The 26,411-nt window shown below is 73.7% G+C and carries 26 protein-coding genes; 15 read left to right on the top strand and 11 right to left on the bottom strand.

The features are described from left to right. The 4 genes from RBH18_RS09720 to RBH18_RS09705 all read right to left on the bottom strand — a co-directional run. Positions 1–715 (bottom strand): FecCD family ABC transporter permease (locus tag RBH18_RS09720; protein ID WP_306205949.1); only part of this gene is annotated, 715 nt, incomplete at its 3' end. Next, positions 712–1,710, bottom strand: coding sequence for a FecCD family ABC transporter permease (locus RBH18_RS09715; RefSeq protein WP_306205947.1), 999 nt, complete (start codon positions 1,708–1,710; stop codon positions 712–714). The genes RBH18_RS09720 and RBH18_RS09715, both read right to left, overlap by 4 nt. Then, positions 1,707–2,297 carry an LPXTG cell wall anchor domain-containing protein gene (locus tag RBH18_RS09710; RefSeq protein WP_306205945.1) on the bottom strand — a complete coding sequence of 197 codons (591 nt, stop codon included), beginning with the start codon at positions 2,295–2,297 and terminating at the stop codon, positions 1,707–1,709. Before RBH18_RS09710 ends, RBH18_RS09715 begins: the two co-directional genes overlap by 4 nt. Then, on the bottom strand, positions 2,294–3,307 hold the full coding sequence (locus RBH18_RS09705) for an ABC transporter substrate-binding protein (RefSeq protein ID WP_306205943.1): 1,014 nt from the start codon (positions 3,305–3,307) through the stop codon (positions 2,294–2,296). Before RBH18_RS09705 ends, RBH18_RS09710 begins: the two co-directional genes overlap by 4 nt. Before the next feature lie 97 nt (positions 3,308–3,404). Here RBH18_RS09705 and RBH18_RS09700 point away from each other — a divergent pair, with 97 nt between their 5' ends. Genes RBH18_RS09700 through RBH18_RS09690 form a run of 3 tightly spaced genes read left to right on the top strand, consistent with a single transcriptional unit; the run spans position 3,405 to position 7,041 of the window. Further along, positions 3,405–4,613, top strand: coding sequence for a hypothetical protein (locus RBH18_RS09700; RefSeq protein ID WP_306205940.1), 1,209 nt, complete (start codon positions 3,405–3,407; stop codon positions 4,611–4,613). Beyond that, complete coding sequence (locus RBH18_RS09695) at positions 4,613–5,578, top strand: WxL protein peptidoglycan domain-containing protein (protein WP_306205938.1); 966 nt, start codon at positions 4,613–4,615, stop codon at positions 5,576–5,578. The genes RBH18_RS09700 and RBH18_RS09695 overlap by 1 nt, the downstream gene beginning before the upstream one ends. Next, positions 5,575–7,041 (top strand): class E sortase, encoded by a 1,467-nt coding sequence (locus RBH18_RS09690; protein ID WP_306205936.1) that lies wholly within the window; start codon positions 5,575–5,577, stop codon positions 7,039–7,041. The genes RBH18_RS09695 and RBH18_RS09690 overlap by 4 nt, the downstream gene beginning before the upstream one ends. A gap of 78 nt (positions 7,042–7,119) precedes the next feature. Here the strand turns inward: RBH18_RS09690 and RBH18_RS09685 are convergent, their stop codons facing one another. Beyond that, a complete protein-coding gene (locus tag RBH18_RS09685) occupies positions 7,120–8,487 on the bottom strand; it encodes a sensor histidine kinase (RefSeq protein WP_306205934.1) in 1,368 nt (455 codons plus the stop codon). Further along, entirely contained in the window at positions 8,484–9,149 is a 666-nt protein-coding gene (locus tag RBH18_RS09680; protein WP_306205932.1) for a response regulator transcription factor, read from the bottom strand. The genes RBH18_RS09685 and RBH18_RS09680 overlap by 4 nt, the downstream gene beginning before the upstream one ends. Positions 9,150–9,304: 155 nt before the next feature. On the opposite strand from RBH18_RS09680, the gene RBH18_RS09675 reads away from it, so the two are divergent. The 6 genes from RBH18_RS09675 to RBH18_RS09650 all read left to right on the top strand — a co-directional run bounded on the left by RBH18_RS09675 (position 9,305) and on the right by RBH18_RS09650 (position 13,900). Continuing rightward, on the top strand, positions 9,305–9,784 hold the full coding sequence (locus RBH18_RS09675) for a hypothetical protein (RefSeq protein ID WP_306205930.1): 480 nt from the start codon (positions 9,305–9,307) through the stop codon (positions 9,782–9,784). 180 nt (positions 9,785–9,964) lie between these two features. After that, entirely contained in the window at positions 9,965–10,360 is a 396-nt protein-coding gene (locus RBH18_RS09670; protein ID WP_306205928.1) for an ATP-binding protein, read from the top strand. Between the two features lie 135 nt (positions 10,361–10,495). Continuing rightward, positions 10,496–10,810, top strand: coding sequence for a hypothetical protein (locus RBH18_RS09665; protein WP_306205926.1), 315 nt, complete (start codon positions 10,496–10,498; stop codon positions 10,808–10,810). 166 nt (positions 10,811–10,976) lie between these two features. Further along, positions 10,977–12,218, top strand: coding sequence for a saccharopine dehydrogenase family protein (locus RBH18_RS09660; RefSeq protein ID WP_306205924.1), 1,242 nt, complete (start codon positions 10,977–10,979; stop codon positions 12,216–12,218). 78 nt (positions 12,219–12,296) lie between these two features. Further along, positions 12,297–12,896, top strand: a complete 600-nt coding sequence (locus RBH18_RS09655) for a sugar O-acetyltransferase (protein WP_306205922.1) — start codon at positions 12,297–12,299, stop codon at positions 12,894–12,896. Between the two features lie 71 nt (positions 12,897–12,967). Next, a complete protein-coding gene (locus tag RBH18_RS09650) occupies positions 12,968–13,900 on the top strand; it encodes a phosphotransferase family protein (RefSeq protein ID WP_306205920.1) in 933 nt (310 codons plus the stop codon). A 44-nt stretch (positions 13,901–13,944) separates the two neighbouring features. On the opposite strand, the gene RBH18_RS09645 is transcribed toward RBH18_RS09650, so the two are convergent. Beyond that, entirely contained in the window at positions 13,945–16,452 is a 2,508-nt protein-coding gene (locus RBH18_RS09645) for a M14 family zinc carboxypeptidase (protein ID WP_306205918.1), read from the bottom strand. A 78-nt stretch (positions 16,453–16,530) separates the two neighbouring features. On the opposite strand from RBH18_RS09645, the gene RBH18_RS09640 reads away from it, so the two are divergent. Continuing rightward, on the top strand, positions 16,531–18,111 hold the full coding sequence (locus RBH18_RS09640) for a flavin monoamine oxidase family protein (protein ID WP_306205916.1): 1,581 nt from the start codon (positions 16,531–16,533) through the stop codon (positions 18,109–18,111). 59 nt (positions 18,112–18,170) lie between these two features. On the opposite strand, the gene RBH18_RS09635 is transcribed toward RBH18_RS09640, so the two are convergent. Continuing rightward, positions 18,171–18,431 carry a hypothetical protein gene (locus tag RBH18_RS09635; RefSeq protein WP_306205915.1) on the bottom strand — a complete coding sequence of 87 codons (261 nt, stop codon included), beginning with the start codon at positions 18,429–18,431 and terminating at the stop codon, positions 18,171–18,173. Between the two features lie 2 nt (positions 18,432–18,433). On the opposite strand from RBH18_RS09635, the gene RBH18_RS09630 reads away from it, so the two are divergent. From RBH18_RS09630 to RBH18_RS09620, 3 genes are read left to right on the top strand one after another with little or no spacing between them, the layout of a single operon-like run. Beyond that, positions 18,434–19,144 (top strand): aminoglycoside phosphotransferase family protein, encoded by a 711-nt coding sequence (locus RBH18_RS09630; RefSeq protein WP_306205912.1) that lies wholly within the window; start codon positions 18,434–18,436, stop codon positions 19,142–19,144. Positions 19,145–19,189: 45 nt separating this feature from the next. After that, positions 19,190–19,756: a dihydrofolate reductase family protein gene (locus RBH18_RS09625; protein ID WP_306205910.1), complete on the top strand. Its 567-nt coding sequence runs from the start codon at positions 19,190–19,192 to the stop codon at positions 19,754–19,756. A 44-nt stretch (positions 19,757–19,800) separates the two neighbouring features. Next, complete coding sequence (locus tag RBH18_RS09620; RefSeq protein ID WP_306205908.1) at positions 19,801–20,544, top strand: MBL fold metallo-hydrolase; 744 nt, start codon at positions 19,801–19,803, stop codon at positions 20,542–20,544. Between the two features lie 189 nt (positions 20,545–20,733). Here RBH18_RS09620 and RBH18_RS09615 read toward each other — a convergent pair whose 3' ends face one another. Both RBH18_RS09615 and RBH18_RS09610 read right to left on the bottom strand, forming a co-directional pair. Then, positions 20,734–21,897, bottom strand: coding sequence for a hypothetical protein (locus RBH18_RS09615; protein ID WP_306205906.1), 1,164 nt, complete (start codon positions 21,895–21,897; stop codon positions 20,734–20,736). A 132-nt stretch (positions 21,898–22,029) separates the two neighbouring features. After that, a complete protein-coding gene (locus tag RBH18_RS09610; RefSeq protein ID WP_306205905.1) occupies positions 22,030–22,902 on the bottom strand; it encodes a DMT family transporter in 873 nt (290 codons plus the stop codon). 82 nt (positions 22,903–22,984) lie between these two features. Between RBH18_RS09610 and RBH18_RS09605 the strand changes: the two genes are divergently transcribed. Continuing rightward, positions 22,985–23,881 carry a LysR family transcriptional regulator gene (locus RBH18_RS09605; protein WP_306205903.1) on the top strand — a complete coding sequence of 299 codons (897 nt, stop codon included), beginning with the start codon at positions 22,985–22,987 and terminating at the stop codon, positions 23,879–23,881. On the opposite strand, the gene RBH18_RS09600 is transcribed toward RBH18_RS09605, so the two are convergent. Next, positions 23,878–25,221 carry a DUF1996 domain-containing protein gene (locus RBH18_RS09600; protein WP_306205901.1) on the bottom strand — a complete coding sequence of 448 codons (1,344 nt, stop codon included), beginning with the start codon at positions 25,219–25,221 and terminating at the stop codon, positions 23,878–23,880. The two genes, RBH18_RS09605 and RBH18_RS09600, sit on opposite strands and share 4 nt — an antisense overlap. A 132-nt stretch (positions 25,222–25,353) precedes the next feature. On the opposite strand from RBH18_RS09600, the gene RBH18_RS09595 reads away from it, so the two are divergent. Further along, positions 25,354–26,403, top strand: a complete 1,050-nt coding sequence (locus RBH18_RS09595) for an aldo/keto reductase (protein ID WP_306205900.1) — start codon at positions 25,354–25,356, stop codon at positions 26,401–26,403. The last annotated feature ends 8 nt before the right edge of the window (positions 26,404–26,411 follow it).

Raw genomic sequence — 26,411 nt, 5'->3', positions numbered from 1 at the left:
CGCCCAGGGCGCCCGCCGCGTCGTCGCCCAGCGCGAGCACCCGCAGCGGCCGGGACAGGCCCAGCGCGAGCGGGACCCCGAGGGCGACAGCCGTCCCGGCGGCCGCCGCGTGCTGCCAGCCGCGCCCGTTGAGGCTGCCGGTGAGCCAGACGGCGGCCTTCATCGCGTCGCCGAGGTCCGCCCGGGTCAGCAGGTAACCGTTGGCGGAGGCGAGCACAGCGCTGACCCCGATGCCGACCAGCACCAGCTGCTGGGGCCGGACGGCGCCGTTCTGCCAGGCGAGGAGGTAGACGAGCACGGCCACGAGCAGACCCCCGGCGACGGCGCCGCCGGCGATGACCGTGGTGCCGCCGCCGAGCAGCAGGATGGCGATCAGCGCCCCGGTCGCGGACCCGGTGGTGAAGCCGATGACGTCCGGACTGCCGAGCGGGTTGCGCGACAGACTCTGGAAGATCGATCCGGCGACGCCGAAGGCCGTGCCGACGGCCAGGGCCGTGAGCACGCGGGGCAGGCGCAAGTCGTAGACGGCGAACTCGTCGGCCCTGTCACCGTGGCCGGCCAGGGTGCGCAGCACGTCCGCGACGCTGAGCGGGTAGTCGCCGACGGTGAGGCTGACCACGGCGACGGCCGCCGCGAGCACGGTGATCGTGGCGCCGACGGCGAGCGCACGGGGCGACAGCCGCAGGGACAGCGTGCGGAAGCGGAGGACGGTCACAGCCGTACGATCCTGCGGCGCCGGACGATCGCGATGAACAGCGGTGCGCCGATCAAGGCCGTGACCACGCCCGTCTCCAGCTCGCCGGGGCGGCCCAGCAGCCGGCCCGCCACGTCGGCGAGCAGCAGCAGCGCCGGTGCCAGGACGGCGGAGTACCCCATGACCCACCGCTCGTCGGGGCCGGTGATCGCCCGGGCGGCGTGCGGGACGGCGAGGCCGACGAAGCCGATCGGCCCGTCCGCGGCGGTGGCGCCCGCGGCCAGTGCCACGGCGGCGAGCGCTGCTCCGCCGCGGATCAGGACGGGGTGGGCGCCGAGCGCACGGCTCTGGTCGTCGCCGAGGGCAAGCGCGTTGAGGCCGGGACCGAGCAGCGCCGCGCCCGCCAGACCGGCGACCAGGAACGGGCTCACCTGCCAGAAGACGGTCATACCGCGGTCGGCGAGGGCGCCGACGGCCCAGAAGCGGAACTGGTCGAAGGCGGCGGAGTCGAACAGCACGACGGCCGAGGTGTATCCGGTCAGGGCGGCGGTGACCGCGGTACCGGCGATGGCCAGCCGGGCGGGGGAGGCGTCGTTGCCGCCGCTGCCCCGGTTGCCGAGCAGATACACCAGGGCGAACGCTCCCGCCGCGCCGGCCAGGGCGAACCACAGATACCCGGCAGGCGCGGTGATGCCCGCGAAGCTCATGGCGGTGACGATCGCGGCGGCGGCGCCCGCGTTGACCCCGAGCACGCCGGGCTCCGCGAGCGGGTTGCGGGTCAGCGCCTGCATGAGACAGCCGGCCACGCCGAGCCCGGCGCCGACGACCAGGCCGAGCAGGGTCCGCGGCACGCGCAGCTCGCGCACCGCGATCGCATCGGGGCCGCCGGCCGTGCCGCCAAGCGCCGACCACACCTCGGGCAGTGGCACCGGCCGCGCGCCGAGGGCGACGCTGGCGATCACCGCGACGAGCAGGACGACGACGGCGACAAGCAGACCGACGAGACGCTTGGTCACGAAGCGGCGCGCCGCCGCCGGCGCCGTTCGGCCAGCAGCAGCGCGAATCCGGCCAGCGGCAGCCCGATCGCGCCCGCGAGCCACGGGCCGCTGTCCACCCCGGTCTTCGGCAGCGTCTCGAGGTCGTCACCGGTGCCGCTGCCCGCGGTGGCGGTGACGGCCGGAGTGGGTGCGGAGGTGCTGTCCCCGCCCGGCGCCGCGGTGACGGTGAACTCGCTGCTGGCCAGGCTCCGCGCCGGAGTGTCGTTCTCCTGGCCGGACCCGGCCAGGAAACGCAGCCAGTGCCCGTCTCCGGCGGTGGTGGCCGCCGGGACGGTGGCGGCGCCGGAGATGGCCCCGCCGTCGCTGGCCGTGACGGTGGTGAGGATGTCGGTGTCGTCGAGCTTGACGGTCACCACCTGGCCCCGGCCGCCGTCATTGATCCAGCCGGTGCCGGTGAAGCGCAGGCTCGTGCCGGCGGCCACAGTGGACGCGGCGAGCGTGACCGCCGCGCCCTGCGGGTTGGACGGCCGCGGGGCGGCCGCCGCGGGGGCGGCGGTCAGGGCCACCAGGGCGGCGGTCGCGGCGGCTGCGGCGAAGGCTCTCATGCGGGGTCTCCGGTCATCGCCTCGGCGGTCTGGTCGAGGATCACGGTGGCGGCGAGCGGCCCGCCGGAGCTGGCCCAGGCGGAGCCGTCGACCGGGACGACATGCTTGTCGCGGTACGCCTCGAGATCCGTGAAGCCGGGTGCCTTCACCGCGTCGCCGGTCAGCATCGTGCGGCTGGCTTCCGTACCGGCGGCGGTGCCGGTGTTGCCGCCGGTGGGATTGGTGGCGCCCCCGAGGGTGCCGAAGAACATCCAGTCCGCGTCGAGCTGGTCGAGGTTCTCCCGGCTGACCGGCTGGGAGTGCCCGGGACCGTCCTTGTCCTGCGCGGGCGGGCGCTTCAGGCCCAGGTCGGCGAGGATCTTGCTGGGTGGCAGCTCGCGCAGCAGCAGCGACGGCTGGCCGGTGCCCCAGCGCACGATGCTGACGGTCTCCTGGGCGTGGCTGCCGAGCTTGCCTTTGATCTCGGCGACCCGGCCGGTGTAGCCGTCGAGCACCCGGGTGGCTTCCTGCTGCTTGCCGAGCACGGCGCCCAGCGTGGTGAAGGCGGTCTTCCAATCCGCGCCCGTCGTGCTGACGTAGACCGTGGGCGCGATCTCGGCGAGCTGGCCGAGCACGGCGTCGTCGGCGGAGACCGTGCCGTCGGTGACGATCAGATCGGGCTTCAGGGCGAGGATCTGCTCGACCTGGGGGCCGGCGACCGACGCGACGACGGGGATGCCCGCGGCCTTCTCGGTGAGGTAGGCGGGGACGGTGGACTGGCCGCGCCCGCTGGTCGTGCCGATCACATTCGCGCCGAGGGCCAGCGCACCGTCCAAGGTGGGCTCGCTCAGGGTGATGACCCTGGCCGGACTCGCCGGCACGGTCACGGTGGCGCCCTTGCCGTCGGTCACGGTGCGGGTGGTGCCGCCGGTTGCCGCGTCATCGCCGGAGCTGTTGGTACATCCGGTGACCGAGAGGGCCAGCAGCCCGGCGGCGAGCGCCAGCCACCGGCGCCCGGAGTGAGAAATCACGTACGTCCTCCTGATCCACGCCGTGGTTGCTTAGGTTAGCCTAACCTCCATTCGGGCGACGGGTCACCCCTCGCCGCCGGCTCCGGAAAGGACGTCCATGACAATCGCGCGCCACCCGCCCCGACTGGCGGCAACCCTGCTCACCGCCGTGGTCGGCGGCGCGGCAGCCCTCGCCCTCGCCGCACCGGCGGCCGCCGCCGACCCGCGCCCGGACAACCCCGCGGGCGCGACCGTGGCACTGACCGGCACGACGGTCGCCCCCGGCGGCACCCTGCGCTTCACCGGCTCCGGCTTCGTCAACGCCGACGGCTCCGGCTCGGTGGTCATGGTGAAGATCGACGACGGCGCGGTGCGCCAGGCCGACGGCAGCGACGTGTTCGCCGAGGTCACCGCGACGGCGACGACGGGTGACATCAGCGGCTCGCTCACGGTGCCCACCGGCCTCAGCGGCTCCGGCCATTGGCTGCGCCTGCTGACCGGTTCGGGAGCCGCCGGCGACGCGGTGCGCAGCCTGCACACCGAGATGTTCACCGTGGCGGCCCCGTCGGCCCCGGCCGTCAGCCTCGCCTCCGACACCGCAACTGCCGGAGCCGAGCTGACCGCGTCCGGGACCGGCTTCCCGGCCTCGGCGACCGTCACGGTGAAGCTCGACCGCTCCGCCACCCTCACCACCTTCACCGCCGGTGCCGACGGCAGCTTCACCGGCAAGACGGTGCCCGTGCCCGCGGGCACGGCCGCCGGTTCGCACACGCTGAACTTCCTCGCCGCCGGCGGGGTCAGCGTGGCTGTCGGATTCACCGTGGCGGACGAGCCGGAGGAGCCGGGCGAACCCGGCGGCGCGTCGGCCACCGTGCGGATCACGGCGACGATGCCGGACACCGGGGCGCTCGCGCTCACCGTGGCAGCGAACTCGGTGAGTCTGGGCACGCCTCAGCTGACATCGCAGCTCGACGCGCTCGTGGCCACGGGACAACTGCCCACGGTCACCGTCACCGATCTGCGTGCCGCGAACCCGGGCTGGAGCGTCTCCGGGCAGGTCGGCGACTTCACCGGCGCGGCCGGCACGGTGGACGGCAAGCAGCTCGGCTGGACCCCGGCGATCGTCGCAACCTCCCCGGGCCAGACCGTCACCGCCGGGGCGAAGGTCGCCGCCGGCACCGGCCTGGAGAGCGCCGCGCCCCTCGCCACCGCCACTGCCGGCGGCGGACGCGGCACCGCCCAGCTGGGCGCCGGGCTCGAGCTGCGCCTGCCCACCACGACAGCGCCGGGCGACTACGCGGCGACGTTGACGCTGACCGCCATCTGATGGTCGCCGTCGTCCGATCGGGCCGGGGCGTGCACGCACGCCCCGGCCTGCGAGCGCTTGCCCTGGCCGCCGCCGCGGTCCTGCTCGCCGTCCCCGCCCCCGCCCGCGCCGACGGCGGCAATGCGGCGTGGTCGGTGCAGCCCTCCAGCCGTACCGGGCCGGGCAACCGCCCGTTCTTCACCTACGACCTGGCCCCGGGCGGCACGGTCACCGACTACGTCGCCGTGACCAACCTGGGCACCACGCCGCTGACCGTGCACGTCTACGCCAGTGACGCCTTCACCACCGCCACCGGCGGATACGACCTCCTGCCCGCCGCGCAGCAGCCGTCCGATGTGGGCGGCTGGGTGCGGCTGGGCCGGCAGGCGGTCACCGTGCCCGCCCGCTCCCGCGCCGACATCCCGTTCGCGCTCACCGTGCCCGCCAACGCCACGCCCGGCGACCACGCCGGTGGCATCGTGGCCGCCGTGACCAGCACCACCGCCGATGCCACCGGGGCGACCACCCGGCTCGAACAGCGCGTCGGCAGCCGCGTCTACCTGCGCGTCACCGGAGAGCTGCGGCCCGGGCTGCGCGTCGACGACCTCAGCGCCGGCTGGTCGCCCGGATGGACGCCGTTCACCGGCGAACTGACTCTGCGCTGGACCTCTCGCAACACCGGCAACACCCGCAGCGCGCCGGAACAGAGCGCCGAGATCGAGGGCCTGTTCGGGCTGCCCGCCGGATCGGTGCGGTTGCCCGCGGCGCCCGAGTTGCTGCCCGGCGCGGCGGTCGTGCGTACCGCCCGGATCTCCGGACGTCCCGCGCTGCTGCGGTTGAGTGCGGCCGTCACGCTGACCGGCGCGGACGGCACCTCCGCGCGATCCACCGTGACCGTGTGGGCGTACTCCTGGTACTACCTGACGGCCCTGCCGCTCGCCATCGGTGCCGTCCTGCTCGTGCGCCGGCTGCGGAGGCGTGCGTGAGACGGCTGGTGCTGCTCACCGCGCTGGTGGCACTGGCGGCACCGGCGCCGGCCGCTGCCGCGGGACCGTCGATCGTCACGGAGGCGGGCGAGGCACGGCCGGGCGAGTCCGTCGGCGTGCGGCTGAGCGGCTGGCCGGCCGGAGTCGTCACCGTCGCGCTTTGCGGCAACGGCGCCCACGACGGCTCCGCGGACTGCGCGATGACGACCGCTTCCTCGGCCTCGGTGCCCGCTTCCGGTTCGGTGCAGCTGACCGTACGGCCGAGCGCGCCGCCGGTCGGCTGCCCGTGTGTGCTGCGTGCCATGACCGTCACCGGCGACCGCAGTGCCACCACGCCGATCGAGGTCACCGGCGTTGCCGACGCGGCCACCGTCGCCACCGGAAACGAGACGGCACGCCTGTCCGTCACCGACGCCCGGGTCCGCAACGAGTGGGGCCTGAGCGCGCTGCTCGGCGGTCCGGCACGGCGGGTGCTGGAAGTCACCGTACGCAACGACGGCACGGCTCCCGCTCCGGCCACCGACCTGGCACTCGATCTGGGCCGGGCCGCCGGTCGGCAGGCACTCGCGCCCGTACCCGTCGTGGCGCTGGCCGCGGCCGATGCCCGTACGGTGGAAGTGCCCTTCACGGTGTCCGCCCCCGCAATCGGCCGCTACACGATCACCGGCAATGTGGACGGACAGGTCTTCACCGCGCGCACGTCGTGCTGGCCGTGGCTGCTGCCCGTCCTGCTCGCCGCGTTCGCGGTGGCTGTCGTGACCCTGCGCCGGGTACGCCTGTCGCCGGTGCGCGCCGGGGGCATCGGTCTCATCGGCGCGGGCGTGGTCTGCGCCGCGGTCCTGGTCGTGCAAGCGGTCGTTCCCGCCCGTGAGACCGCTGCCGGCCAGAGTGCGCTCGCCGATCGACTGGCGGCCGGCTGGGCCTCCCCGGGCCCCACGCTGGACGCCGGAAGCGTCACCGGGCTCGACGCGCCCGCAGCCGCTCCGGCCGAGGGACAGCCATTCGCGGTGCTGCACGTGCCCCGGTGGCGTACTAGGTACACCATCGTCGAAGGCGTCACGACCGCTGACCTGCGCAAGGGGCCCGGTCACTACCCGGGCACCGCCTTGCCCGGGCAGCTCGGCAACGTGGCGATCGCCGGGCATCGCGGCCCCGAGGGCCTGCCCTTCAACGACATCGACGAGCTGCGTGAGAACGATCCGATCGTCGTGGAGACGGCCACCGCCTGGTACGTCTACCGCGTCACCGGGCACCTCGTCGTCACGCCGGACCGCGTGGACGTGGTCGCGCCCGTCCCCGAGCAACCCGGCGTCACCCCCCACACCGCGATGCTCACCATGACGGCGTGCCATCCGCGCTTCTCCTCACGTCAGCGCTACGTGGTGCACGCCCGCCTGGCCGAGACCGGCAGCAAGGCCGAGGTCACTCGCCCCGAGGTGCTGCAGGGGGGTAGGGCGTCGTAGAAGCCGGTCGGCGGGGGAGTGGCTGTCGCCGGCCTTCCCTCGGAGGACAACAAGACCGCATCACCGCCGCCGCTCGTCTCACGGATCGTCCTGGCGCGCCGCGGGGAGATCGAGGTGGAAGGTCGCGCCGGGGCCCGGGCCGGCGTAGGTGAGGTCGCCGCCGTGGGCCTGGGCCAGGCCGCGGGCGATCGGCAGGCCCAGGCCGGCGCCGCCGGTGTGCCTCGACCGGGAGGCGTCGCCGCGGCCGAAGCGTTCGAAGATCAAGGCGCGCTCGGCCGCGGGGACGTCCGGCCCGGTGTCGGCCACCTCGAGGCGTACCCGCGGGTCCTGGCGATGGACCCGCACCGAGATTGTGCCGCCGGGCGGGGTGGCGTGGCGGGCGTTGTCCAGCAGGTTGGTGATGATCTGGCCCAGCCGCACCGGGTCGCCCTCGACGTACGCCTCCGCCTCGCCGGCGGTCTCGAAGATCAGGCCGGGCGACAGCGAGCGGGCCCGGTCCACCTCGGCCTCGGCCAGGGCGAGCAGATCGACCCGCTCGAGCAGCAGCGGCATGCCCTGGCCGAGCCGGGCCATGGTCAGCAGGTCGTCGACCAGCCGGGCCGCGCGGCGGGTCTCGCGGATCATCGCCACCGCGAGGCGTTCCCGCTGGTCGCGGCGCGGGTTCTCGCGGAGCAGCAGCTCGGCGCTGGCCTGCAGACCGGCCATCGGGGTACGCAACTCGTGCGACGCGTCGCTCAGGAACGAGCGCATCCGGTCCTCGCCTGCCTCGAGCTCGTCGAGCATGGCGTTGAAGGCCACCGCCGTCCGGCCCAGCTCGGTGTCGGACCGGGACACGCCGAGCCGCTGCCCGCGGTCGCCGGCCGCGATCTGCCGGGCCACCGCGGTCATGTCCTCCAGCGGTCGCAGCGCCGCCCGCGAGATCTGGGCCGCGGCCAGACCGGCCAGCACCAGGGCCACCACCCCGCCCGCCACCTCGAACACGATCAGCCGGTGCACCGCCTCGGTGATCTGGGTGGTGTCCAGGCTGAGGGTCAGCACCTGGTCGCCGGCCAGCGACGAGCGTACGAAGATCACGCTCCCGGCCGTCTCCACCGGCACCGCGGCCGTGCGCGCGGCGTCCGGCGGATCCGGGCGCTCGCCGCGTGGCCGGCCGGCGCCGGGCGGGGGCGGATCGGAGGCGGCGGTGGCGCAGCTCGACCCGTCGGCCGTGCACAGCCGGACGACCACGCCGTCGCCCCGCAGCCGGTCGGCCAGCCGTTGCATGCTCAAGGTGCCCTGCAACTGCTCGGCCAGGGCCACCCGGTCGGTGAGCCGGGTGCGGGCGTCGGCGTGCAGCCGCGCCGACAGGGCCACGTCGACCGCGGTGAACAGCCCGGTCAGCACCAGCGAGAGCAGGACGAGTACGCCGAGGGTGACGCGCCCCCGCAGCGATGCCGGTGTTCTCACGGCCGCAGCACGTAGCCGAGTCCGCGGGCGGTGTGGAGCAGCCGTGGCCCGTGCTGTTCGAGCTTGCGGCGCAGCGCGCTCACGTGCACCTCGACCAGGTTGGGGTCGTACTCGTCGTACCCCCAGACCTGGGTCAGCAGCTGGGTCTTGGACAGGATCCGGCCGCGGTGCCCGGCCAGGTAGGCCAGCAGCTTGAACTCGGTGCCGGTCAGGGTCAACGGCCGGCCGGCGCGGGACGCGATCCGCGCCCCCTCGTCGACGATCAGGTCGGCCACCTGGATGGTGGCCGGCACCCGGCCCAGCCGGCGCAGCACGGCGGCGACCCGGGCCAGCACCTCGGCCGTGACGAACGGCTTGACCACGTAGTCGTCGGCGCCCGCGCCGAAACCGGTGAGCCGGTCGGCCACCGAGTCGCGGGCGGTCACCAGCAGCACGGCGCAGTCGCTGCGCCCGCCCAGCGCGCGGGCCAGCTCGAAGCCGTCCCGCCCGCCGGGCAGGTGCACGTCGAGCAGCGCCAGATCGGGCCGGAACGAGTCGACCACCTCCTCGAACCCGGCGCCGTCGGCGCACGCGCGGACCTCGTGGCCGGCGGTCCGCAACGCCGCCGCCAGCGGGTCGCGGATCGCGTCCTCGTCCTCCACCACCAGTACCCGGGCGACCATCGGTCCCATTCTGGCCGGGTCACCTATGGCGGGGCCCTCACGAAGCTGAAGACCAGCTGAAGAAGCCGTCCGCTTCAGGTCGTCTTCAGGATCGGCCGTCAGCGTGGGTTCAGGCGCCCGATCACCGCGGCGCCCCGACCGAGGAGTAGCTGACCGTGAAGCTGTCCCTGCCCGACTCCGTCACCCCTTCCGGCCGGTTCAGCCGGGTCGCGATCGCCGTCGTCACCGGCGGCGGCATCGCTCTCGGCGTCACCGGCCTGGCCTACGCCGACCCGGCGCCGGCGCCGTCCACCTCGTCCGCGCCGTCGGCCCCGCCGGCGGAGGGCGCTCCCGCGCCGCGGGAGCACAAACCCCACCTGAGCGGCACGGTCACCTCGATCGACGGCGGCCGCATCCTCATCAAGGACCGGGACGGCTTCACCCGCCAGATCAACATCGCCACGGTGCCGTCGGACGTCAAGGTCGGCGTCCGGGTGCACGCCGAGGGCACCGTCAACGCCGACGGCGTCTCGCTCGACGCCACCACGGTCACCCCGGCGCCGGACCGTCCTGAGGGACGGCGCGGTCCCGGCGGGCCCGAGGGAAGGCCCCGGCCCGGTCAGGAAGGCGCCCCGGCGCCGTCCGCCACCTCCTGACGGTCATTTCCGTACCCCGTGCGCGCCAGGGCGTAGGCCCGCTCACTGCCCCGGCTTGGTGCAGCGTGGTTTGGGGCGGCGCCGGGCGGCAATGATGTCCCTGCTTCGGCCGTCGGACGGGCCGGTGCCGAGCACAGGTCATCAGGAAAGCGAGCCGGTCGGGTGCACGGAGACGGCGACATGACGGAGGTCCTCCGGCGGCAGTTCCTTCAGGGTGCGACCGCCTCGCCGTTGCGGCGCGAGGCTCGCGGCATCCTGCTGCGCTGGGCCGGGGACGATCGCGACTCTACGTGGCTGGACGACGTGCTCATCGTGATCAGCGAACTGGTGCACAACGTCGTCCGGCACACCGCGGCCGGTGCCGGAGAGCTGATCATCAGTGTCAAGCCGGGCAGCGTACTGGTGCAGGTGGGGGACTGCAGCACCCGCGCACCCGTGCTGCCCGCCGTCGATCCGGCCCGGCCCGGCGGGCGCGGGTTACAGCTGATCCAGTCGCTGGCCCGGCAGTGGGGCGTCCGCACGTGCCGGGCCGGAAAGAGCGTCTGGGCTGTCCTGCCCTCGCCGGCACCCGCCTGACGCCGATGATCCACTCGCCGTCGCGGCCGTCCTGACGATGAGGATTATCTGACGACCGTTCTCGAGGGCAAGGCGACCTCGTTCATCACCGCGGCGGCCGAGGCGGGCGAACCGTACGGACGCAGCCTCGTCCCGTTGCTGCACGACGGCCGGGTGGCGGACTGGCGGGAGACCGGTCTGATCGAGCACCACGGCCCCGGCGCCGCCGCGGACGACCCGGACAAGCAGACGGCGGCCAGTGGGAACCCGCCGACCTATGCCGCGCTGCGCGCAGCGGACTTCACCTATGTCGAGTACGCGGGCGGTGCCCGGGAGTACTACGACCGGTCCACCGACCCGGACGAGCTCGCCAACACGGCCGCGCAGCTGCCGGCGGACCGCGTCGCCCACCTGCACGACACCCTGACGAAGCTGCGGGCGTGCGAGGGCGCCGAGGCCTGCGACGGCTGATCGCTCGCAACGCCGCGCTGGGGGCCGGCGAGGAAAGGCGGCCCGGCGGATCCGGACGGCGGCAACGGCTCCCGTGCGACCGCCGTTGCGCCGGGCAGTGCACCGTGGGTGACGCGGCGGGGCGTCACCGAGCGGGCCGGGGTCATCACGGGCAGAATTCGGGGGCATGAGGGACTTCGACGTCGTGGTGTACGGGGCCAGCGGGTTCGCGGGGGCGCTCGTCGCGGAGCATCTGGCCGGGCACGCGCCGGCGGGCGTGCGGGTGGCGCTGGCGGGGCGGTCCGGCGAGCGGCTGGCGGCGGTCAGGGACAGGCTGCGCGACCGGCACGGCGTCGAGTGGCCGATCGTGGTGGCGGACGCGGCGGACGAGCGCGCGCTGGCGGACCTGGCCGCGAGCACCCGGGTCGTGGCGACGACCGTGGGGCCGTACGCGAAATATGGCAAGGCCCTCGTCGCGGCGTGCGCGGCCGCGGGGACCGACTATGTCGATCTGGCCGGCGAGGTCTTGTTCGTGCGGCAGAGCATCGACGCGCATCATGAGACCGCGCGGCGCACGGGTGCCCGGATCGTGCATTCGTGCGGCTTCGACTCCGTTCCCTCGGACCTCGGGGTGCACGTGCTGCACGCGGCCGTGGCCGAGGCGGGCGCCGGGCAGCTCACCGGGACGACGCTCGTGGTGACGCGGCTCAAGGGGACGGCCAGCGGCGGCACGATCGACACGATGCGGCACCAGATCGACACCGTGCGGCGGGACCGGGACGCGCGGCGGGTGGCGGCCAGCCCGTACTCGCTGACGCCGGACCGGGCCGCGGAGCCGGACCTCGGCAGGCAGCCCGACCTGGTCACCGTGCCCGCCCGTGAGGTGAGCCCGGAACTGCGCGGGACGCTGGCGCCGTTCTTCATGGCGAGCTACAACACGCGCATCGTGCGGCGGAGCAATGCCCTGCGCGATTACGCGTACGGCCGGCAGTTCCGCTATCGGGAGACGGTCAGCACGGGAACGTCGCCGCTGTCGCCCGTACTCGCCCAGGGGGTCAAGCTCGGCATCACCGGCCTGTTCGCCGGGCTCGCGCTCGCGCCGGCCCGCGTGGTGCTCGACCGCATCCTGCCGAAACCGGGCGACGGGCCGTCGGAGAGCACCCGCCGCGCCGGGCACTTCACGATGGACATCTTCACCACGACCACGACCGGGAGACGCTTCCAGTCGCGGTTCCGGATGACCGGCGATCCCGGGTACGCGGCCACCGCCGTCCTGATGGGGGAGTCGGCGCTCGCCCTGGCCCTGGACCGCGACGCCCTGCCGCCGGGCGAGGGCGGTGTGCTGACGCCGTCGACCGGGATCGGGGACGCGCTCGTCGCCCGCCTCCGCAAGCAGGGCGTCGAGATCACCGCCGCGGAGTCCCGGTAGGCGGACGCCGCGCTTCCTGCGGCGCAGGTGAAGCAGAATGGCCTCGATCACGTCGCCGAGCACCATCAGGGGGATCGAGTGCCCAGCCTCGCCGAGCAGTTCGCGCACATGGCCACCGGCGCGATGTACGACGACCTGACCGCCGAGCTGATCGATGCCCGGCAGCGGGCGGTGCTGGCCACCAACGCGTACAACGCGGCGTTCGGGCAGCCGCAGCCCGAGCGGGAGCGGCTGCTGCGCGCGGTGCTCGGGGCCGCCGGCGAGGGCGCGCACTTCGAGCCGACGTTCCGGTGCGAGTTCGGCAGCAACATCCGGCTCGGGGCGCGCTTCTTCGCCAACTTCGACTGCGTGCTGCTCGACGGCGCGCCCATCACCATCGGCGACGACGTGCTGCTCGGGCCGAAGGTGGGGCTCTACACCTCGAACCACGCCCTGGACCGCGCCGAGCGGGTCGCGGGTGCCTGCCGGGCGCTGCCGATCACGATCGGGGACGGCGTCTGGATCGGCGGCGGCGTGACGATCCTGCCCGGCGTGACCATCGGCGCCGGCGCTGTGGTCGGGGCGGGGAGCGTGGTGACCCGGGACGTGCCGGCCCGGGTGGTCGCCGCCGGCAATCCCGCCCGCGTGCTGCGACCGATCACGGACGCCGACCGCACCGGCTACGCGCCCGCCCACTGACCGTTCCCGGTGGCTGTCGCCGACGTAAATGCGATGCCCGGGGGAGCTGCCCGGCGGTAGCGTGCCACGGCATGAACCTGACCCGGCTGCGCTGGCTCGATATCCCGCGTGCCCTCCGGATCCGCGCCGAGCAGGCCGTGGCCACCCCGCTGCACGAGGTCTCCAGCGCATCCGGCGGGTTCACCCCCGGTGTGGCGTCGACGGTGGCCGGCGAGTCGGGTGCCCGGTTCTTCGTGAAGGCGATCGCCCGGCACACGTCCGAGGTCGCCGGGGCCTATCTGCGTGAGGCCGGGATCGCCGCGGCGCTGCCGCCGCAGACACCGAGCCCCCGCCTGCTCTGGTGGCACGACGACGGGATCTGGATCGTCATGCTGTTCGAGCACGTTGACGGTCGTACCCCCGGCATCGCCGACCTCGACCTGGTGATGACGGCGGTGGCCGCGTTGGGGGAGACGCCCGGACCGCCGGGCCTGCCCCGGCTCGTCGACGAGTTCGCCGGGGACTTCACCGGCTGGCGCGACATCGCCGGCGCCGCCTCGTGGCCGACGGTCACCGCCGCCTACCCGGAGCTCTCCGGCGCCTCGATCGACGTGCTCGCGGCCCGGGAGAAGCGCTGGACGGACGCCGCCGACGGAACCGCCCTGGTCCATGGGGACCTGCGGCTGGACAACATGATCCTGGCGGCCGACGGGGTTCGGATCGTCGACTGGCCTTACGCCTGCACCGGCGCCGGCTGGCTGGACCTGGTCCTGATGACCCCGAGCCTCGCCATCCACGGCGTCGACGTCGAACAACTGCTCGACGAGCACCCGCTGACCCGCGAGGCCGACCGCGAAGACCTGGACACCATCCTGATCGCCGGCGCAGGCTACTTCGTCAGCCGCTCCCTGTTGCCACCACCGCCGGCGGCACCGGCCGTCCGGGACTTCCAAAGGGCCCAGGCGAAGGCTCTGCTGGCCTGGCTGGGGACCCGCCGCCCCGACCTCCTCACCGATCAGATGTGACCGCGTCCCTGAAGCTCAGGCCGCTGCGGCGCCACGGCGGGCGCTCAGCCGGCGGTCCAGTAGAGGGCTCGGGCGACCTGGGCGTACAGGCCCTTGGGGTGGGCGCGGAACAGCGGCTCGGTGCCGAACAGGACCGCGCGGCCGCCGCGGGAGGTGGTGCCCGAGATGACGGCTGCCTGGCCCGCCGCCTGCTCCTGGCCGCCGGCGCCGGGGGCGGAGGGGAGCCAGTGGCCGGCGACGAGGGGGTCGGCGGCGTAGCGCTGCTCGACCGTGAAGCCGGTGCCGGTGAACCACAGCGGGGAGTAGACGAACGCGTTCGGCAGGGAGCCGGCGCCGACGACCGGGCCGGTGTTGGTGACGGAGACCACGCCGTTGGCGTCGCTCCGGCCGGCCACGGCGGTCGCGGGCAGCAGGGCGGCCGCGGTGTTGAAGGCGGCGCCGGTCGTGCCGCGGGTCACCACGCCGCCGCGGGCGAGCAGGGCGTCGACCGCGGCGCGGGCGGCAGGCGAGAGCTGCGGGTACGCCAGCCCCGACGAGACCAGCAGCACATCGACTCCGGACAGGTCGTAGCCGGCGTTGAGCACGGCCGTGGACACCGGCCGCACCTCGAAGCCCATCTCGCGCAGCGCGAACAGTTCGTCGGCCGCGGCCGCCGCGGCGATCGCCGGCTTGGTCAGGCGCGGGCCGGTGGCGCCTCGGGGGGCGGTCGCGAAGCTCACGCCGTACCGGGAAGCCAGCGAGACGGCCTGCGGGCGCGCGGAGGCCGGCACCACGACGGTGCTCGCGGAGGTCTTGCGCACGGCGACGCCGAGGTCGAGGAGGGCGTTGAGGGCGCGGACGTCGGCGGCGTCGCGCAGCGAGAGGGCGAGGTCACGGCCGCGCGGTGCGGTGACCGAGCCGGTCGGGGAGGCGACCGCGACCGGGGACGTGGCGACGCGCGGCTTCTCCCGCCGGGAGACGGAGACCGAGGCACCCCACAGCAGGCGGTGGCTCCAGCCGGAGATGTCGTACATCTGCGGGACCAGGTCCGAGATGTCCCGGCCGGCCTCGAGGAGGACGTTGGCGAGGCCGCGCTTGGGCTGGTGCATGTCCACGACGTACGAGCCCGCGGCGTACGACACGCCGTCCAGCCGGAAGGCCGTGCGGGCGCGGGTCACCCGCACGTCGTGGGCGACGAGGTGGTCGACCAGGCGCGCCGCGGCGGCCGGGGAGCGCTGGGCGGCGCCGGCCGGGATGACGTACGCGCGGGGGAAGCTCGTCGAGTAGCGGTCCTCGGGGCCGAAGCCGGGCACGAAGCCGTCGGGGATCGCCGGGGACGGCTCGCCCGCCCAGCCGCGACGGAACTGCTCGATCTGGCCGGCCAGCAGGCTCGCTCTGTTCTCGTCCGCGTAGCTGATCGCGGCATTGATCGTCGCCTCGGCCACGTCGGTGTTGACGCCCGAGCGGCGGCGCAGCTCGGCGACCGGCAGCGAGTCGTAGAGGCCGCGGTTGACCTGCAACGGGATCTCGACGGTGTGGCCGACGGCGCCCTGATAGATGGCGTACATCGGGGTGAAGATCGGCGGCCAGTCGTCCCAGTCGCCGGGAGCGTAGTCGCGGAACGGGATGTCCGCGCGGGTCGTCTCCGCGTGCCCGAGCTGCTGGATGGCCTTCTCCATGCCGAGCGCGTCCGGCAGGGCGTGCTTGATGTAGAGGTCGTACTCGTAGTTCTGCCCGTGCGGCGGTGTGGCCGGCTCGATCAGCGTGGTGCCGGTGTAGCCGTGCTCGTCGAGCATCACGAACGGCTGGGTGGCGATCACCACGTCCCGCACGGCCCGCGACTCCGGCTGCGAGCTGGTCGCGTGGTCCCGGTTGATGTCGAAGCCCGCGCCGTTGGCCCGGGTGCCGGCGATGCGCCCGTCCGGGTTGTTGGTCACGGTCACATAGATCCGCGTACGCGTGAGCAGCCGCGCCGTGGCGGCGTCGGTGGCCGTGGCGAGCCGCTCGATGACGCGCAGCGCGCCGTCGGTGCCCTCCCACTCGTCGCCGTGGATGTTCGCGTTGATCCACACCGGCGTCTTGTAGTCGCGGGCGAGCTGCCGGTCGCGCTTCGCGGCGGCCGGATCGTCCTCGATGAGCGCGCGCCACTTGTCCTGCCGCGCGGCCTCGGCAACGGTCTCCGGGGCGGTCACGGTGACCAGGTAGAGGTCGCGCCCGAGCGCCGAGTGCCCGACGACCTCCGCCGAGACGCGCCGGCTGGCCTGCTGCAGGGCGTTCAGGCGCGGCGCGATCCCGTGGTACGGCACCAGGCCCAGCTTGATCGCCTTGTCGGCCGGGTCCTCGGGGTAGACCCGCAGCTCCTGCTGACGCGGATAACCCTGGCGGGCCTTCGGCCGGTCGGTCGTGCCGAGGGTCTGCAGCGGCTCGTCGATCAGGGCAGCCGTGGTGTTGCGGTCGGCGCCGTTCGCGAAGTCCCGGTGCGCGGTGTCATCCGGGGAGGCGTGGGCGGCCGACGGGACGGCGAAGGCGGAGGCGGTCAAGGTGAGCGCGGTCAGCGTACGCAGCAGGTCCACGGCCCGACCCTAACAATGCATTCACGCGTTTACATCTATCGACATCATGACGAAACAAAGCCGCCGCACGATGACCTCGTGTCCGACATCTCGCGGCGTCGTTTCCTGCAGACCGTGGGCGTGACCGGCGGCGCCGGCGCGCTCTTCGCCACGATGGGCGCGCTCGGCCTGGCCCCGGCCGCCGCCGCACCCGCCCCACCGTTCCGCGCCCCGAGCCGCGCCGACTTCCACCTGACCGGCCGCGGCGCGCAGAAGGTCGTCATCCTCGGCGGCGGCGTCGCGGGGCTGGCGACCGCGTACGAGCTGGGCAAGGCCGGCTACGACTGCACCGTCCTCGAGGCGCGCGGCGTGGCGGGCGGCCGCAACTTCACCGTGCGCGGCGGCACCACCGAAACCGATCTGGACGGTCACACGCAACGCGCCGCGTTCTCGCCCGGCATCTCCATGAACGCCGGGCCCGCGCGCATCGCCCAGTGGATGGTCACCCTCGACTACTGCCGCGAGCTGGGCGTGCCCATCGAGGTGTTCACCAACCAGAACGCCGACGCCCTGATCTACAACGAGTCCACCGGCGCCCTCGTCAAGTACCGGACCGCCAAGGCCGACGTGTACGGCTACGTCAGCGAGCTGCTCGCGAAGGCCACCGACCAGGGGGCGCTCGACGGCGAGCTGAGCGCCACGGACAAGGAACGGCTGCTCAGCTTCCTGCAGAGCTACGGTGCCATCGGCGGCCGCACCGCCGGCTGGGAGTACACCGGCACGAGCCGGCGGGGCTACGCGGCGTACCCGGGGGCGGGACACGACGCCGGCACCCCGCTCGCCGGTCCCGGATCGCTGGCGGACGTGTTCGCCTCGAACGTGGGACGCTACTTCAGCTTCGAGTTCGGCTACGACCAGGCCATGGTCATGTTCCAGCCGGTCGGGGGGATGGACCGGATCCCGTACGCGCTGAGCAGGGCGATCGGCCCCACCCGCATCAAGCTCGGCGCCGTGGTCTCCTCGGTCACCGACCGCCCGGCCGGGGTGGAGGTGCGCTACGAGCAGGCCGGCCGCACCCGTTCGCTGACCGCCGACTACTGCGTCGCCGCCCTGCCCCCGCACCTGCTGGCCCGCATCCCGCACAACCTGGGCGCCGACATCACCGCCGCGCTGGGCGCGTGGAGCGTCACCCCCTCGGGCAAGATCGGCCTCGAGTACCGGCGCCGCTGGTGGGAAGAGGACCTGCGCATCTACGGCGGCATCACCGAGACCGACCTGGACCTGTCCCACATCTGGTACCCCTCCACCGGCTACCACAGCGCCCGCGGCCTGGTCGTCGGCTACTACAACACCGGGCAGAACGCCCTGGCGTACGGCGCCCTGACGCCCGCCCAGCGGCTGGAGCGCGCACTGACCCAGGGCGCCAAGATCCACGGTGACGTGTACCGGCAGGGCGTCGCCGCATCATGGTCCCAGGCGTGGCACCGCACCCGGCACCTGGAGGGCGCGTGGACCGGCGTCCCGCTCGGTACCCCGGCCTACGACCTCCTGCTCCAGCCGCGCGGCCGCGTCTACTTCGCCGGCGACTGGCTGACCCACGAGGTCGCGTGGCAGCACGGCGCCTTCACCTCGGCCCGCGCGGTGGTCACCGCCCTGCACCAGCGCGTCATGACCCACTGACCGCCGTCGCCACGGTCGGGGAGGCAGGCTCTACCGTGTATCCGACAGCCACCGCTGCCTCATAGCCGCTCCGCAATGCCGTCCCCGCTCGCCTCAAGGAGAAAGATATTCCCGATCTCGGTCCCCTGCCGCAGCGCATCACCGTCGACGCGGGACAAGTTCGTCGCCTCATCGCGGGCCAGTTTCCGCACCTGGCCGACCTCCCGATCCAGCCGGTGGTCAGAGGCGGCTGGGACAACTGGACCTTTCACCTCGGCCCCGAGCGGCTGGTGCGTCTGCCCAGCGCTGCCGAGTACGCCTTGGCGGTCGACAAGGAGCATCGGTGGCTCCCGTCCTGGCCGCCAGGCTGCCGCTGCCCATCCCCGTCCCGGTGGCGAAGGGCAGGCCGGACGCGGGCTACCCCTTCCCGTGGTCGATCTATCGGTGGCTCGACGGCGAACCTGCGAGCGTGGACCGCATCGCCGACCCGGTGCGATTCGCGATCGACCTGGCAGAGTTCCTGGCGGCCCTGCAGGGCGTCGACGCCGCCGGCGGTCCGCAGCCGGGTGTCCACAACTGGTTCCGGGGCGCGACCCTGCGCACCTACGACAAGGAGGTGGAGCGTGCGCTCGCGACACTGGACGGTCACGTCGACGCGGGGCTGGTTCGCGAGATCTGGGCGAGGGCACTCGACGCCCGCTGGGACGGTGTGGACCGGTGGTTCCATGGCGACGTCGCCCAGGGAAACCTCCTGCTTGCGGAGGGCCGGCTGGCGGCCGTCATCGACTTCGGGACCTGCGGCGTCGGCGACCCGGCCTGCGATCTGGCGATCGCCTGGACGATGCTGACCGCTGACGGCCGAGAGGCATTCCGCGAGAAGCTGTCCGTGGACGATGCGATGTGGGCACGCGGACGTGGCTGGGCCTTGTGGAAGACCCTCGCCACATGCGCCTACACCCTTGAGCATCCCGAGGACGCGGAAGACTTCGTGGCCGCACGGCGTGTCCTGGACGACATCTACTTTGAGTACGCGGCCCAGCACGCCGATCACTGAGCGCGTCGGCCCGCGGGCCGGGGCGCCATGGGCCAGGATGGGCGCATGGCGGGACGATTCGCGTACTGGATGAATGTTTCTCTTGATCTGCGGATCGAGCGGACGCCCGGGGAGAACGGCGGCGGCGAGTGGATGCGGATCGGCGAGGAGCTGCATCGGGAGTTCAATGACCGGGCGCGGGCGCTGTCCATGATGGTGCAGGGCCGGATCATCCACGAGACGATGGAGTCCTTCTGGCCGCAGGCCGCCGGGGATGCCTCGCTGCCGGACTACCTGCGGGAGTACGGCGAGATCTGGACCGCCAAGCCCAAGGTCCTCGTCTCCCGCACCCGCACCAGCGCCGAGCACAACACGCGGATCGTCAGCGACCTCGGCGAACTCGCCGCCGTGCGCGAGCAGACCGACGGCCTCATCGGGGTCGGCGGCGCGACCCTCGCCACGCAACTGCTCACGGCCGGGCTGCTCGACGAGGTGCTGCTCTTCACCCATCCGGTGATCCTCGGCGCGGGCCGGCCCTTGTTCGACGGGCATGATGGGACGGTCGAGCTCGAGCTTGTCGAGCAGAAGTCCTTCGAGCGGGGAGTGACCATGCGGCGGTACTCGGTATGTTGACGCCGATCGCGGAGGGCGTTCACCTCCACCGGAGCGACTTCCTGATGAGCAACACCGTCGTCGTGCGGGGGAGCGGCAACCGTGTGTTGCTCATCGATCCCGGGCTGCAGGAGCACGAGCTGACCTGCCTCGCGGACGACCTTGCCCGCGAGGGCTGGACCGTCGCGGCCGGCTTCTCGACGCACCCGGACTGGGACCACCTGCTGTGGCACGCGCGCCTCGGCGTGGCCCCTCGCTACGGGACGGCCCGGTGCGCGGCCGCGGTCGAGAACGATCCGGAGACCAAGGCCGCCGTCATCGAGCACCTCGACGGTACGGGCATCGCCGAGCACATGTCGCTCGACCTGTACGGGGAGATCACCGGCCTGCCCGCCGGCACCGTGCACGTCCCCTGGGACGGGCCCGCGGTGCGGATCGCCGAGCACCGGGCCCACGCGCCCGGCCACGCGGCCCTGGTCATCGAGGACCGCGGGGTGCTGGTCGCCGGCGACATGCTGTCCGATGTGCTGATCCCGATGCTCGACGCGGAGGCCGCCGACCCGATCGGGGACTACCTCGCGGCGCTGGACCTGCTGGCGGACCAGGACGGGGATGTCGTCGTCCCCGGGCACGGCTCGGCCGGGCACGACACGAAGGAACGCATCGATCGCGACCGGGCCTACCTGCACCATCTCCGGCGGGGGACGGCGCCGGACGACCCCCGCATCGGCCCGCGGGCCGCACCCGGCTGGGAGTGGGTCAGCGATGTCCACGCCGGGCAGGTGCGACGCATCGGCCAGGAGCGGTAGCCCCGGACGACCGGTGCCGAGGCCTCCTGGGCGGCGAGCCGGTCGAGGCCGACGAGCTTCCGGTCGACCGCCGCGACCGCGGTGACGGCAGCCCGGGCCTCGGCGACATCAGCGGTGATGCGGTGCGTCCGCGGGTCAGCCGCCGCCTGTCCGGTGCGTTGAGCCGGGCACGGCCGGGCCCGGTAGGGATCAGCGACGTCCACGCGGGTCGAGCCCGGAGGACCGTTCCATGGCGCTGCCGCCCGTGGTCTGCATCGGGATGGACGACAGGTCGAACGTGCCGCTCGGCAGGCCCTGGCTGTCGAAGAGCTCGACGTGGCGGATGTCGAGGACCGGCGGCTTGCCGACCGTGACCGTGCCGCCCTCCGGCAGCGCGACGACCTCGTCCCAGGCCGGCGGGGCCAGCGACATGGCGCGTTCGCGGGGGACGTCCCACATGCCCGGCAGCAGCTCGAGGAACGTCACGTCGGACGGGCGCAGCGCCGGCTCGAGCGGGGCGAGGAAGGCGGCCAGCTCGGTGGCCAGCTCCTCGTCCTGGGCGATGACCTCGGCGACGGCGGGCGGCGCGACGATCCGGTACGCCGCCCGGTCGCCCTCGCGCGTCAGGAACAGTGCGATGCGGTCGAGGAAGGCCGGCTTGGGCATGCCGCGCAGCACGAGCGGCTCGGCGGTGCAGCTCCAGCCGTGGCCGGCCAGCTCGTCGACGAGGCGCTCGCGCGGGCCGGGGTCGGCCGGGTCGGCCAGCACCGCCGCCACGGCGGCCCGGACGCCGCGCCGGTCGAGGGGCGGCTCGTCGTGGGAGCCGACGAAGCGGTTGATGTGCACCACGCAGGCCGGGCTCGCGACGGGCAGCTCGACGCGGCGGTCGAGGGCGGCCAGCAGCACCTCGCGGCGGCGGGCCGGGTCGAGGCCGCCGGTCTCCCAGCCGTCGTCGAGGGCGAGGTCGGCGGTCCGCGGGGCGTACGGGTCGTCGGCCACGGTCACCAGGGCGGGCGCGGCGACCACCGGGCCGTCCGGGGTCTCGGTGACCTGGACGCGGATGTCGGCGAGCGGGCGGATCGGGGTGAGCAGCACCTGCTCGCGGACGCGGCGCAGCTGGCGCCCGGTGACGGCGGTCAGCACATACGGCCAGAGCAGGAAGTTGACCGGCTCGCCGAGCACCATGGGCCGCCACGCGTCGCCGGACTCCCGGAGCACGTCGGTCGCGTCCTCGGGGGCGATCTCGCCGGTGACCCAGAACTCCTCGGAGCTGCGCCCGCCGTCGCCGCCGGGCACGGTGCCGGCGATGCTGCGGTGCACGAGCAGCCAGCCGCCGCTGCCACCGTGCGGAATCCAGATGTAACGGGTGGTCACGGTCCTCGATTGGTCACCCGTGCTCATCCCGCCTCCTGATCGCGTTTGTGCATCGACACTGCTCTAAGTAATGGCGTCACGAACCTAGGCGGCGCAGAGTACCGGAGTCGATGCCTCACGGGCAGTCACTGTTCAAGATCTGACTCTCGACGGCAGGCGGGTGACCGCCACCCCGGCCAGGCACAGAGCCCCTCCGGCCAGCGCCAGCGCCGTCGGCACCTCGCCGAGTGCCAGCCAGGACAGCAGCACGGTGAACGCCGGGACCAGGTACGACGAGACGCTCAGCCGGCCCGCGCTCATGCGCCCCAGCGCGTACGCCCAGGTGGCGAACGCGATCGCGGTGGGGAACAGGCCCAGGTAGACCATGCCCGCCACGGTGCCCCCGGAGGCGGAGCCGAGGTCGTGCACCAGGTCCCCGGCGAACGGCAGGCACGCCGCCGCCCCGGCCGCGCAGCCCAGCCACGTCGCGGTGAACGGGTCGACCGTCGCCAGGGCCTGCTTCTGCAGCAGCACGCCGACGGCGTAGAGGGCCGCGGCGCCCAGCGCGAACAGCACCCCGGCGGTGTCGTGCCGCCCGGTCGAGGTGGCCGCCGCGATGATCGCCACGCCGGCGAAGGCGACCGCGAGCCCGGCGAGCAGCGGCCGCGGGAAGCCCTCGCCGAGGAACAGCCCGGCCAGCACGGCGATCAGGATGGGCCCGAGGTTGACCACCAGCGCGGTCGTCCCGGCGTCCAGGTGCTGCTCGGCGGCGTTGACCAGCACCGCGTAGATGCCGAACCAGAGCACGCCGTACCCGAGGACCAGCAGCAACGGCCGCCCGCGCGGGACCGGCCGCCGCCGCACCAGCGCGACCGCGCCCAGGGCGATCGTGCCGGTCAGCAGGCGGCCCAGCGCGAGCGCGCCCGGGCTGATGTGCGGGCCCACCGAGCGGATCACGATGAAGGCCGACGCCCAGAGCAGCATGGTCACGCCGGCGGCGAGCAGGGGAAGGGTCCGTTGGTTCACTCCGCCGACTCTGGCCGGAGGAAGTCGTTAGCACAAGCGAGTAGATCTTTCGTATTGTTAAGCCGGACTGTACGGTCGGGGCATGCTCGATCTGCACCGGCTGCGCGTCTTCCGGGCCGTCGTGGCCGGCGGTTCCGTGCACGCGGCCGCCGCCGCGCTGGGCTACACGCCGTCCGCCATCAGCCAGCACGTGACGGCACTGCAACGCGAGACCGGCCTGGTCCTGCTGGCCCGCAGCGGCCGCGGCGTCGAGCCCACCGCCGTCGGGCTCGCCCTCGCGCGGCAGGTGGACGGGGTGCTCGCCAGCCTCGGCGACGTCGAGGCGCTGGTCGCCGATCTGCGCGCCGGGCGCACCGGGTCCCTGTCGATCGCCTACTTCCCGTCGGTCGGCGCGGCCTGGCTGCCGGCCGTCGCCCGCGGGCTGCTCGCCGCCTTTCCCGGCCTGCGCCTCGACCTCGAGCTGCGCGACGAGCTGAGCGCGGGGCCGGGCAAGCTGCCCGACCTTCAGGTCACCGTCGCCCCGCCCGGCTTCCGGGGTACGGGCACCGCCCGCGCCCACCACCTGCACGACGACCCGTACGTGGCCGTCGTGCCCCGCTCCCACGAGCTCGCCGGCCGCACCGAGGTCGAGCTGGCGAGCCTCGCGGCGGAGCGCTGGATCGACAACGACTTCGCCCGGGGCTGGTGCCGGCGCAACCTGCTCGACGCGTGCGAGTCGGCCGGCTTCCACCCGTCGTTCCGGGTCGAGGCGCACGACTATCCGACGGCGATCGCCTTCGTCGACGCGGGCATCGGCATCACCGTGCTGCCCCGCCTCGGCGCGGCCCACCTGCCCGAGGGGGTCGCCGTCGTGGGCCTGGTCGCGCCGACCCCCGTACGCGCGGTGCATGCGGTGGTCCAGAACGCCGTCGCGCAGAACCCGCCGGTGGCGCAGGCCCTGGAGCTGCTCCGGGCCTGCGCCACCGGCTCATCCTGTTAGAACCCGCCCGCGGTGTTGCACTTCGCGCGCTGCACCACGCAATCCTTGACCCGCTGGCCGAGCGCGGCGTCGTTCCACGCCAGGAAGACGTCGCCGTGCATGGACGACGCCATCTTGGAGGCCAGCTCGAAGCCCGCCGCCGACCCGCTGGTCCGGTACGCGATCACGAACGAGATGTTCGGGATCGCCACCGGGTAGTCGCCGCTGCACGTGCCGGTGTAGGTGTACGCGACGTGCGACTTGTGGTCCGGGCTGTCCAGGTGCACGCCGTCCCAGCAGTCCGGGAAGACCAGCTGGAACACCAGGTCCGCCGTCGGCGCGCACACCGGCCAGTTGCCGTCGGCGCTGCGCCCGATCTCACCGCCCGGCCCGGCGCAGAAGAACTGGTTCACCGAGCCCTTCGGCGTGGGCACCTGCAGCCGGGCGTCGCCGGCGATCATCCGGAAGCCCTGCGGGAACGGCACGGTCGCGCTCGGGTCGGGCAGCCGCGATCCGTAGTAGACGGTCACCCCGGACGGCTCGACCGCGCGGCCGTTCTCGTACAGGGTGGGGATCCAGTACGCCGACAGGTCCGTCGACGGCGCACAGCTGGTGCCCGCGTTGGCCAGCAGCGACTGCGTGGTCGTGGCGGCACTGGTGCTCGTGTTGCCGAGGAACGTGTGCATGTGCGAGGCGCCCGGCATGTTGGGGAAGACGATCGGGTCGTCGGGCCGGGAGTGGCTGTACGTACACGCCGCGTTGAACTCCGAGACGCGTACGGCATCGGCCGGCGCCGGGTGCATCGGCAGTGCGCGGTAGGCCGCCAGCTGGGCGTTCCACCGGGCCTGGTCCATCGGCACCCAACCGGCCGTGTCGCCGGCGCCGTCGCCGAACTTGAACCAGTTCAGGTTGACGAAATCGCCGCCGCCGGTGCTCTGCAGCACCGCGAAGACGGTCTGCTTGCCGGTCGGGTGGCCGGCGGCGGTGGCCGTGCGGGTGACCCAGGTCTGCCAGCCGCCGGTGGGGGAGACCGGGAAGCTGGCCAGCAGCGGGCCGGTGACCGACCCGGTGCGCAGCTCGACCGCGCCGGAGCCGGCCGCCGAGGCGATCCGGGCCTGCAGGGAGAGCGTGCCGGCGGCGCCGAGGTCCACGCCGTCGTAGCGCAGCCAGTCGCCGGCGGCGAGATAGGAGACGTTCTGGCCGCCGCCGGTGTCGGCGGTGGCCTCGACGACGGCGCCGGACTGCGCCGCGAACGCCTCGGCCTGCACCGTGACCGTGGCGGCCTCGGCGGGTCCGGTGGTGACGGCGACTGCTCCGGCGGATGCCAGCAGCGCCGCAAGGATGGCGGGCACCTTCTTCATGGGGATTCCTCCGCGGGGATCGGGGAACCCTCAGTGTCGGCCTTTTCCCAAGCCATGGACGAAGTTCGATGAAGTATCGGCCGAAGAGCTGGGTCGGGTTCCGCAACTCGATCCTGGGCATAGGTTGGGACCATGGAATATCGCCAGCTCGGCCGCTCCGGCCTCAGAGTCTCCGTCCTCACCATGGGCACCATGACCTTCGGCGGCAAGGGCAACTTCGCCAACGTCGGCAGCACCGACGTCGCCGAGGCCCGCCGGCAGGTGGACCGCGCGATCGACGCGGGCATCAACCTCATCGACACCGCCGACGTCTACTCCGACGGGCTCTCCGAGGAGATCATCGGCGAGGTGCTCGAGGGCCGCCGCGAGGACGTGCTGCTCGCCACCAAGGTGCGCATGAGCATGGGCGCCGGCCCCAACGACGCCGGCCTGTCCCGCCACCACATCATCCGCGGCGCCGAGGCCAGCCTGCGCCGCCTGCGCACCGACCACATCGACCTCTACCAGGTCCACGAGTGGGACGGCCAGACCCCGGTCGAGGAGACCCTCGAGGCCCTCGACCTGCTCGTCAGGCAGGGCAAGGTCCGGTACGTCGGCGCCTCCAACTACGCCGGCTGGCAGCTGCTCAAGGCACTGGGCACCGCCGACCGCACCGGCACCCCGCGCTTCGTCAGCGAGCAGATCTACTACTCGCTGCAGGCCCGCGACGCCGAGTACGAGCTGATCCCCGCCGCCGTCGACCAGGGCCTCGGCGTCCTGGTGTGGAGCCCGCTCGCCGGGGGCCTGCTCTCCGGCAAGTACCGCCGGGGCCAGCAGCCGCCGGCCGGGTCGCGCCAGCTCACCGACTGGAACGAGCCGCCGGTCCGCGACCAGGAGCAGCTCTACGACACCGTCGAGGAGCTGGTGGCGATCGGCGAGGCGCACGGCGTCTCCGCGGCTCAGGTGGCCCTCGCGTGGCTGCTCGGGCGCCCGGCCGTCGCGTCGCTGGTCATCGGCGCGCGCACGGACGAGCAGCTCGCCGACAACCTCGCCGCCGCCGAGCTGAAGCTCGCCGAGGAGGAGCGGGCACGGCTGGACAAGGTGAGCGCGCTGCCGCTGCTCTACCCGTACTGGCACCAGGCCGCCACCGCCAGGGACCGGCTCTCCCCGGCGGACCTGTCCCTGCTCGGCCCGCACCTCTGAGCCGCGTC

It is taken from the genome of Actinoplanes oryzae (genome assembly GCF_030757795.1).
Taxonomy (GTDB): domain Bacteria; phylum Actinomycetota; class Actinomycetes; order Mycobacteriales; family Micromonosporaceae; genus Actinoplanes.
This window is presented reverse-complemented; position numbering and strand designations above follow the sequence as displayed.

Bases quoted from the DNA above. Each gene is read 5' to 3' on its own strand.
- RBH18_RS09680 (WP_306205932.1), bottom strand. From the start codon at position 9,149: ATGGTCGCCCGGGTACTGGTGGTGGAGGACGAGGACGCGATCCGCGAC.
- RBH18_RS09620 (WP_306205908.1), top strand. From the start codon at position 19,801: ATGAGCAACACCGTCGTCGTGCGGGGGAGCGGCAACCGTGTGTTGCTC.
- RBH18_RS09595 (WP_306205900.1), top strand. From the start codon at position 25,354: ATGGAATATCGCCAGCTCGGCCGCTCCGGCCTCAGAGTCTCCGTCCTC.
- RBH18_RS09660 (WP_306205924.1), top strand. From the start codon at position 10,977: ATGAGGGACTTCGACGTCGTGGTGTACGGGGCCAGCGGGTTCGCGGGG.
- RBH18_RS09625 (WP_306205910.1), top strand. From the start codon at position 19,190: ATGGCGGGACGATTCGCGTACTGGATGAATGTTTCTCTTGATCTGCGG.
- RBH18_RS09700 (WP_306205940.1), top strand. From the start codon at position 3,405: ATGACAATCGCGCGCCACCCGCCCCGACTGGCGGCAACCCTGCTCACC.
- RBH18_RS09605 (WP_306205903.1), top strand. From the start codon at position 22,985: ATGCTCGATCTGCACCGGCTGCGCGTCTTCCGGGCCGTCGTGGCCGGC.
- RBH18_RS09695 (WP_306205938.1), top strand. From the start codon at position 4,613: ATGGTCGCCGTCGTCCGATCGGGCCGGGGCGTGCACGCACGCCCCGGC.
- RBH18_RS09650 (WP_306205920.1), top strand. From the start codon at position 12,968: ATGAACCTGACCCGGCTGCGCTGGCTCGATATCCCGCGTGCCCTCCGG.
- RBH18_RS09710 (WP_306205945.1), bottom strand. From the start codon at position 2,297: ATGAGAGCCTTCGCCGCAGCCGCCGCGACCGCCGCCCTGGTGGCCCTG.
- RBH18_RS09600 (WP_306205901.1), bottom strand. From the start codon at position 25,221: ATGAAGAAGGTGCCCGCCATCCTTGCGGCGCTGCTGGCATCCGCCGGA.
- RBH18_RS09635 (WP_306205915.1), bottom strand. From the start codon at position 18,431: ATGCTCCTTGTCGACCGCCAAGGCGTACTCGGCAGCGCTGGGCAGACG.
- RBH18_RS09670 (WP_306205928.1), top strand. From the start codon at position 9,965: ATGACGGAGGTCCTCCGGCGGCAGTTCCTTCAGGGTGCGACCGCCTCG.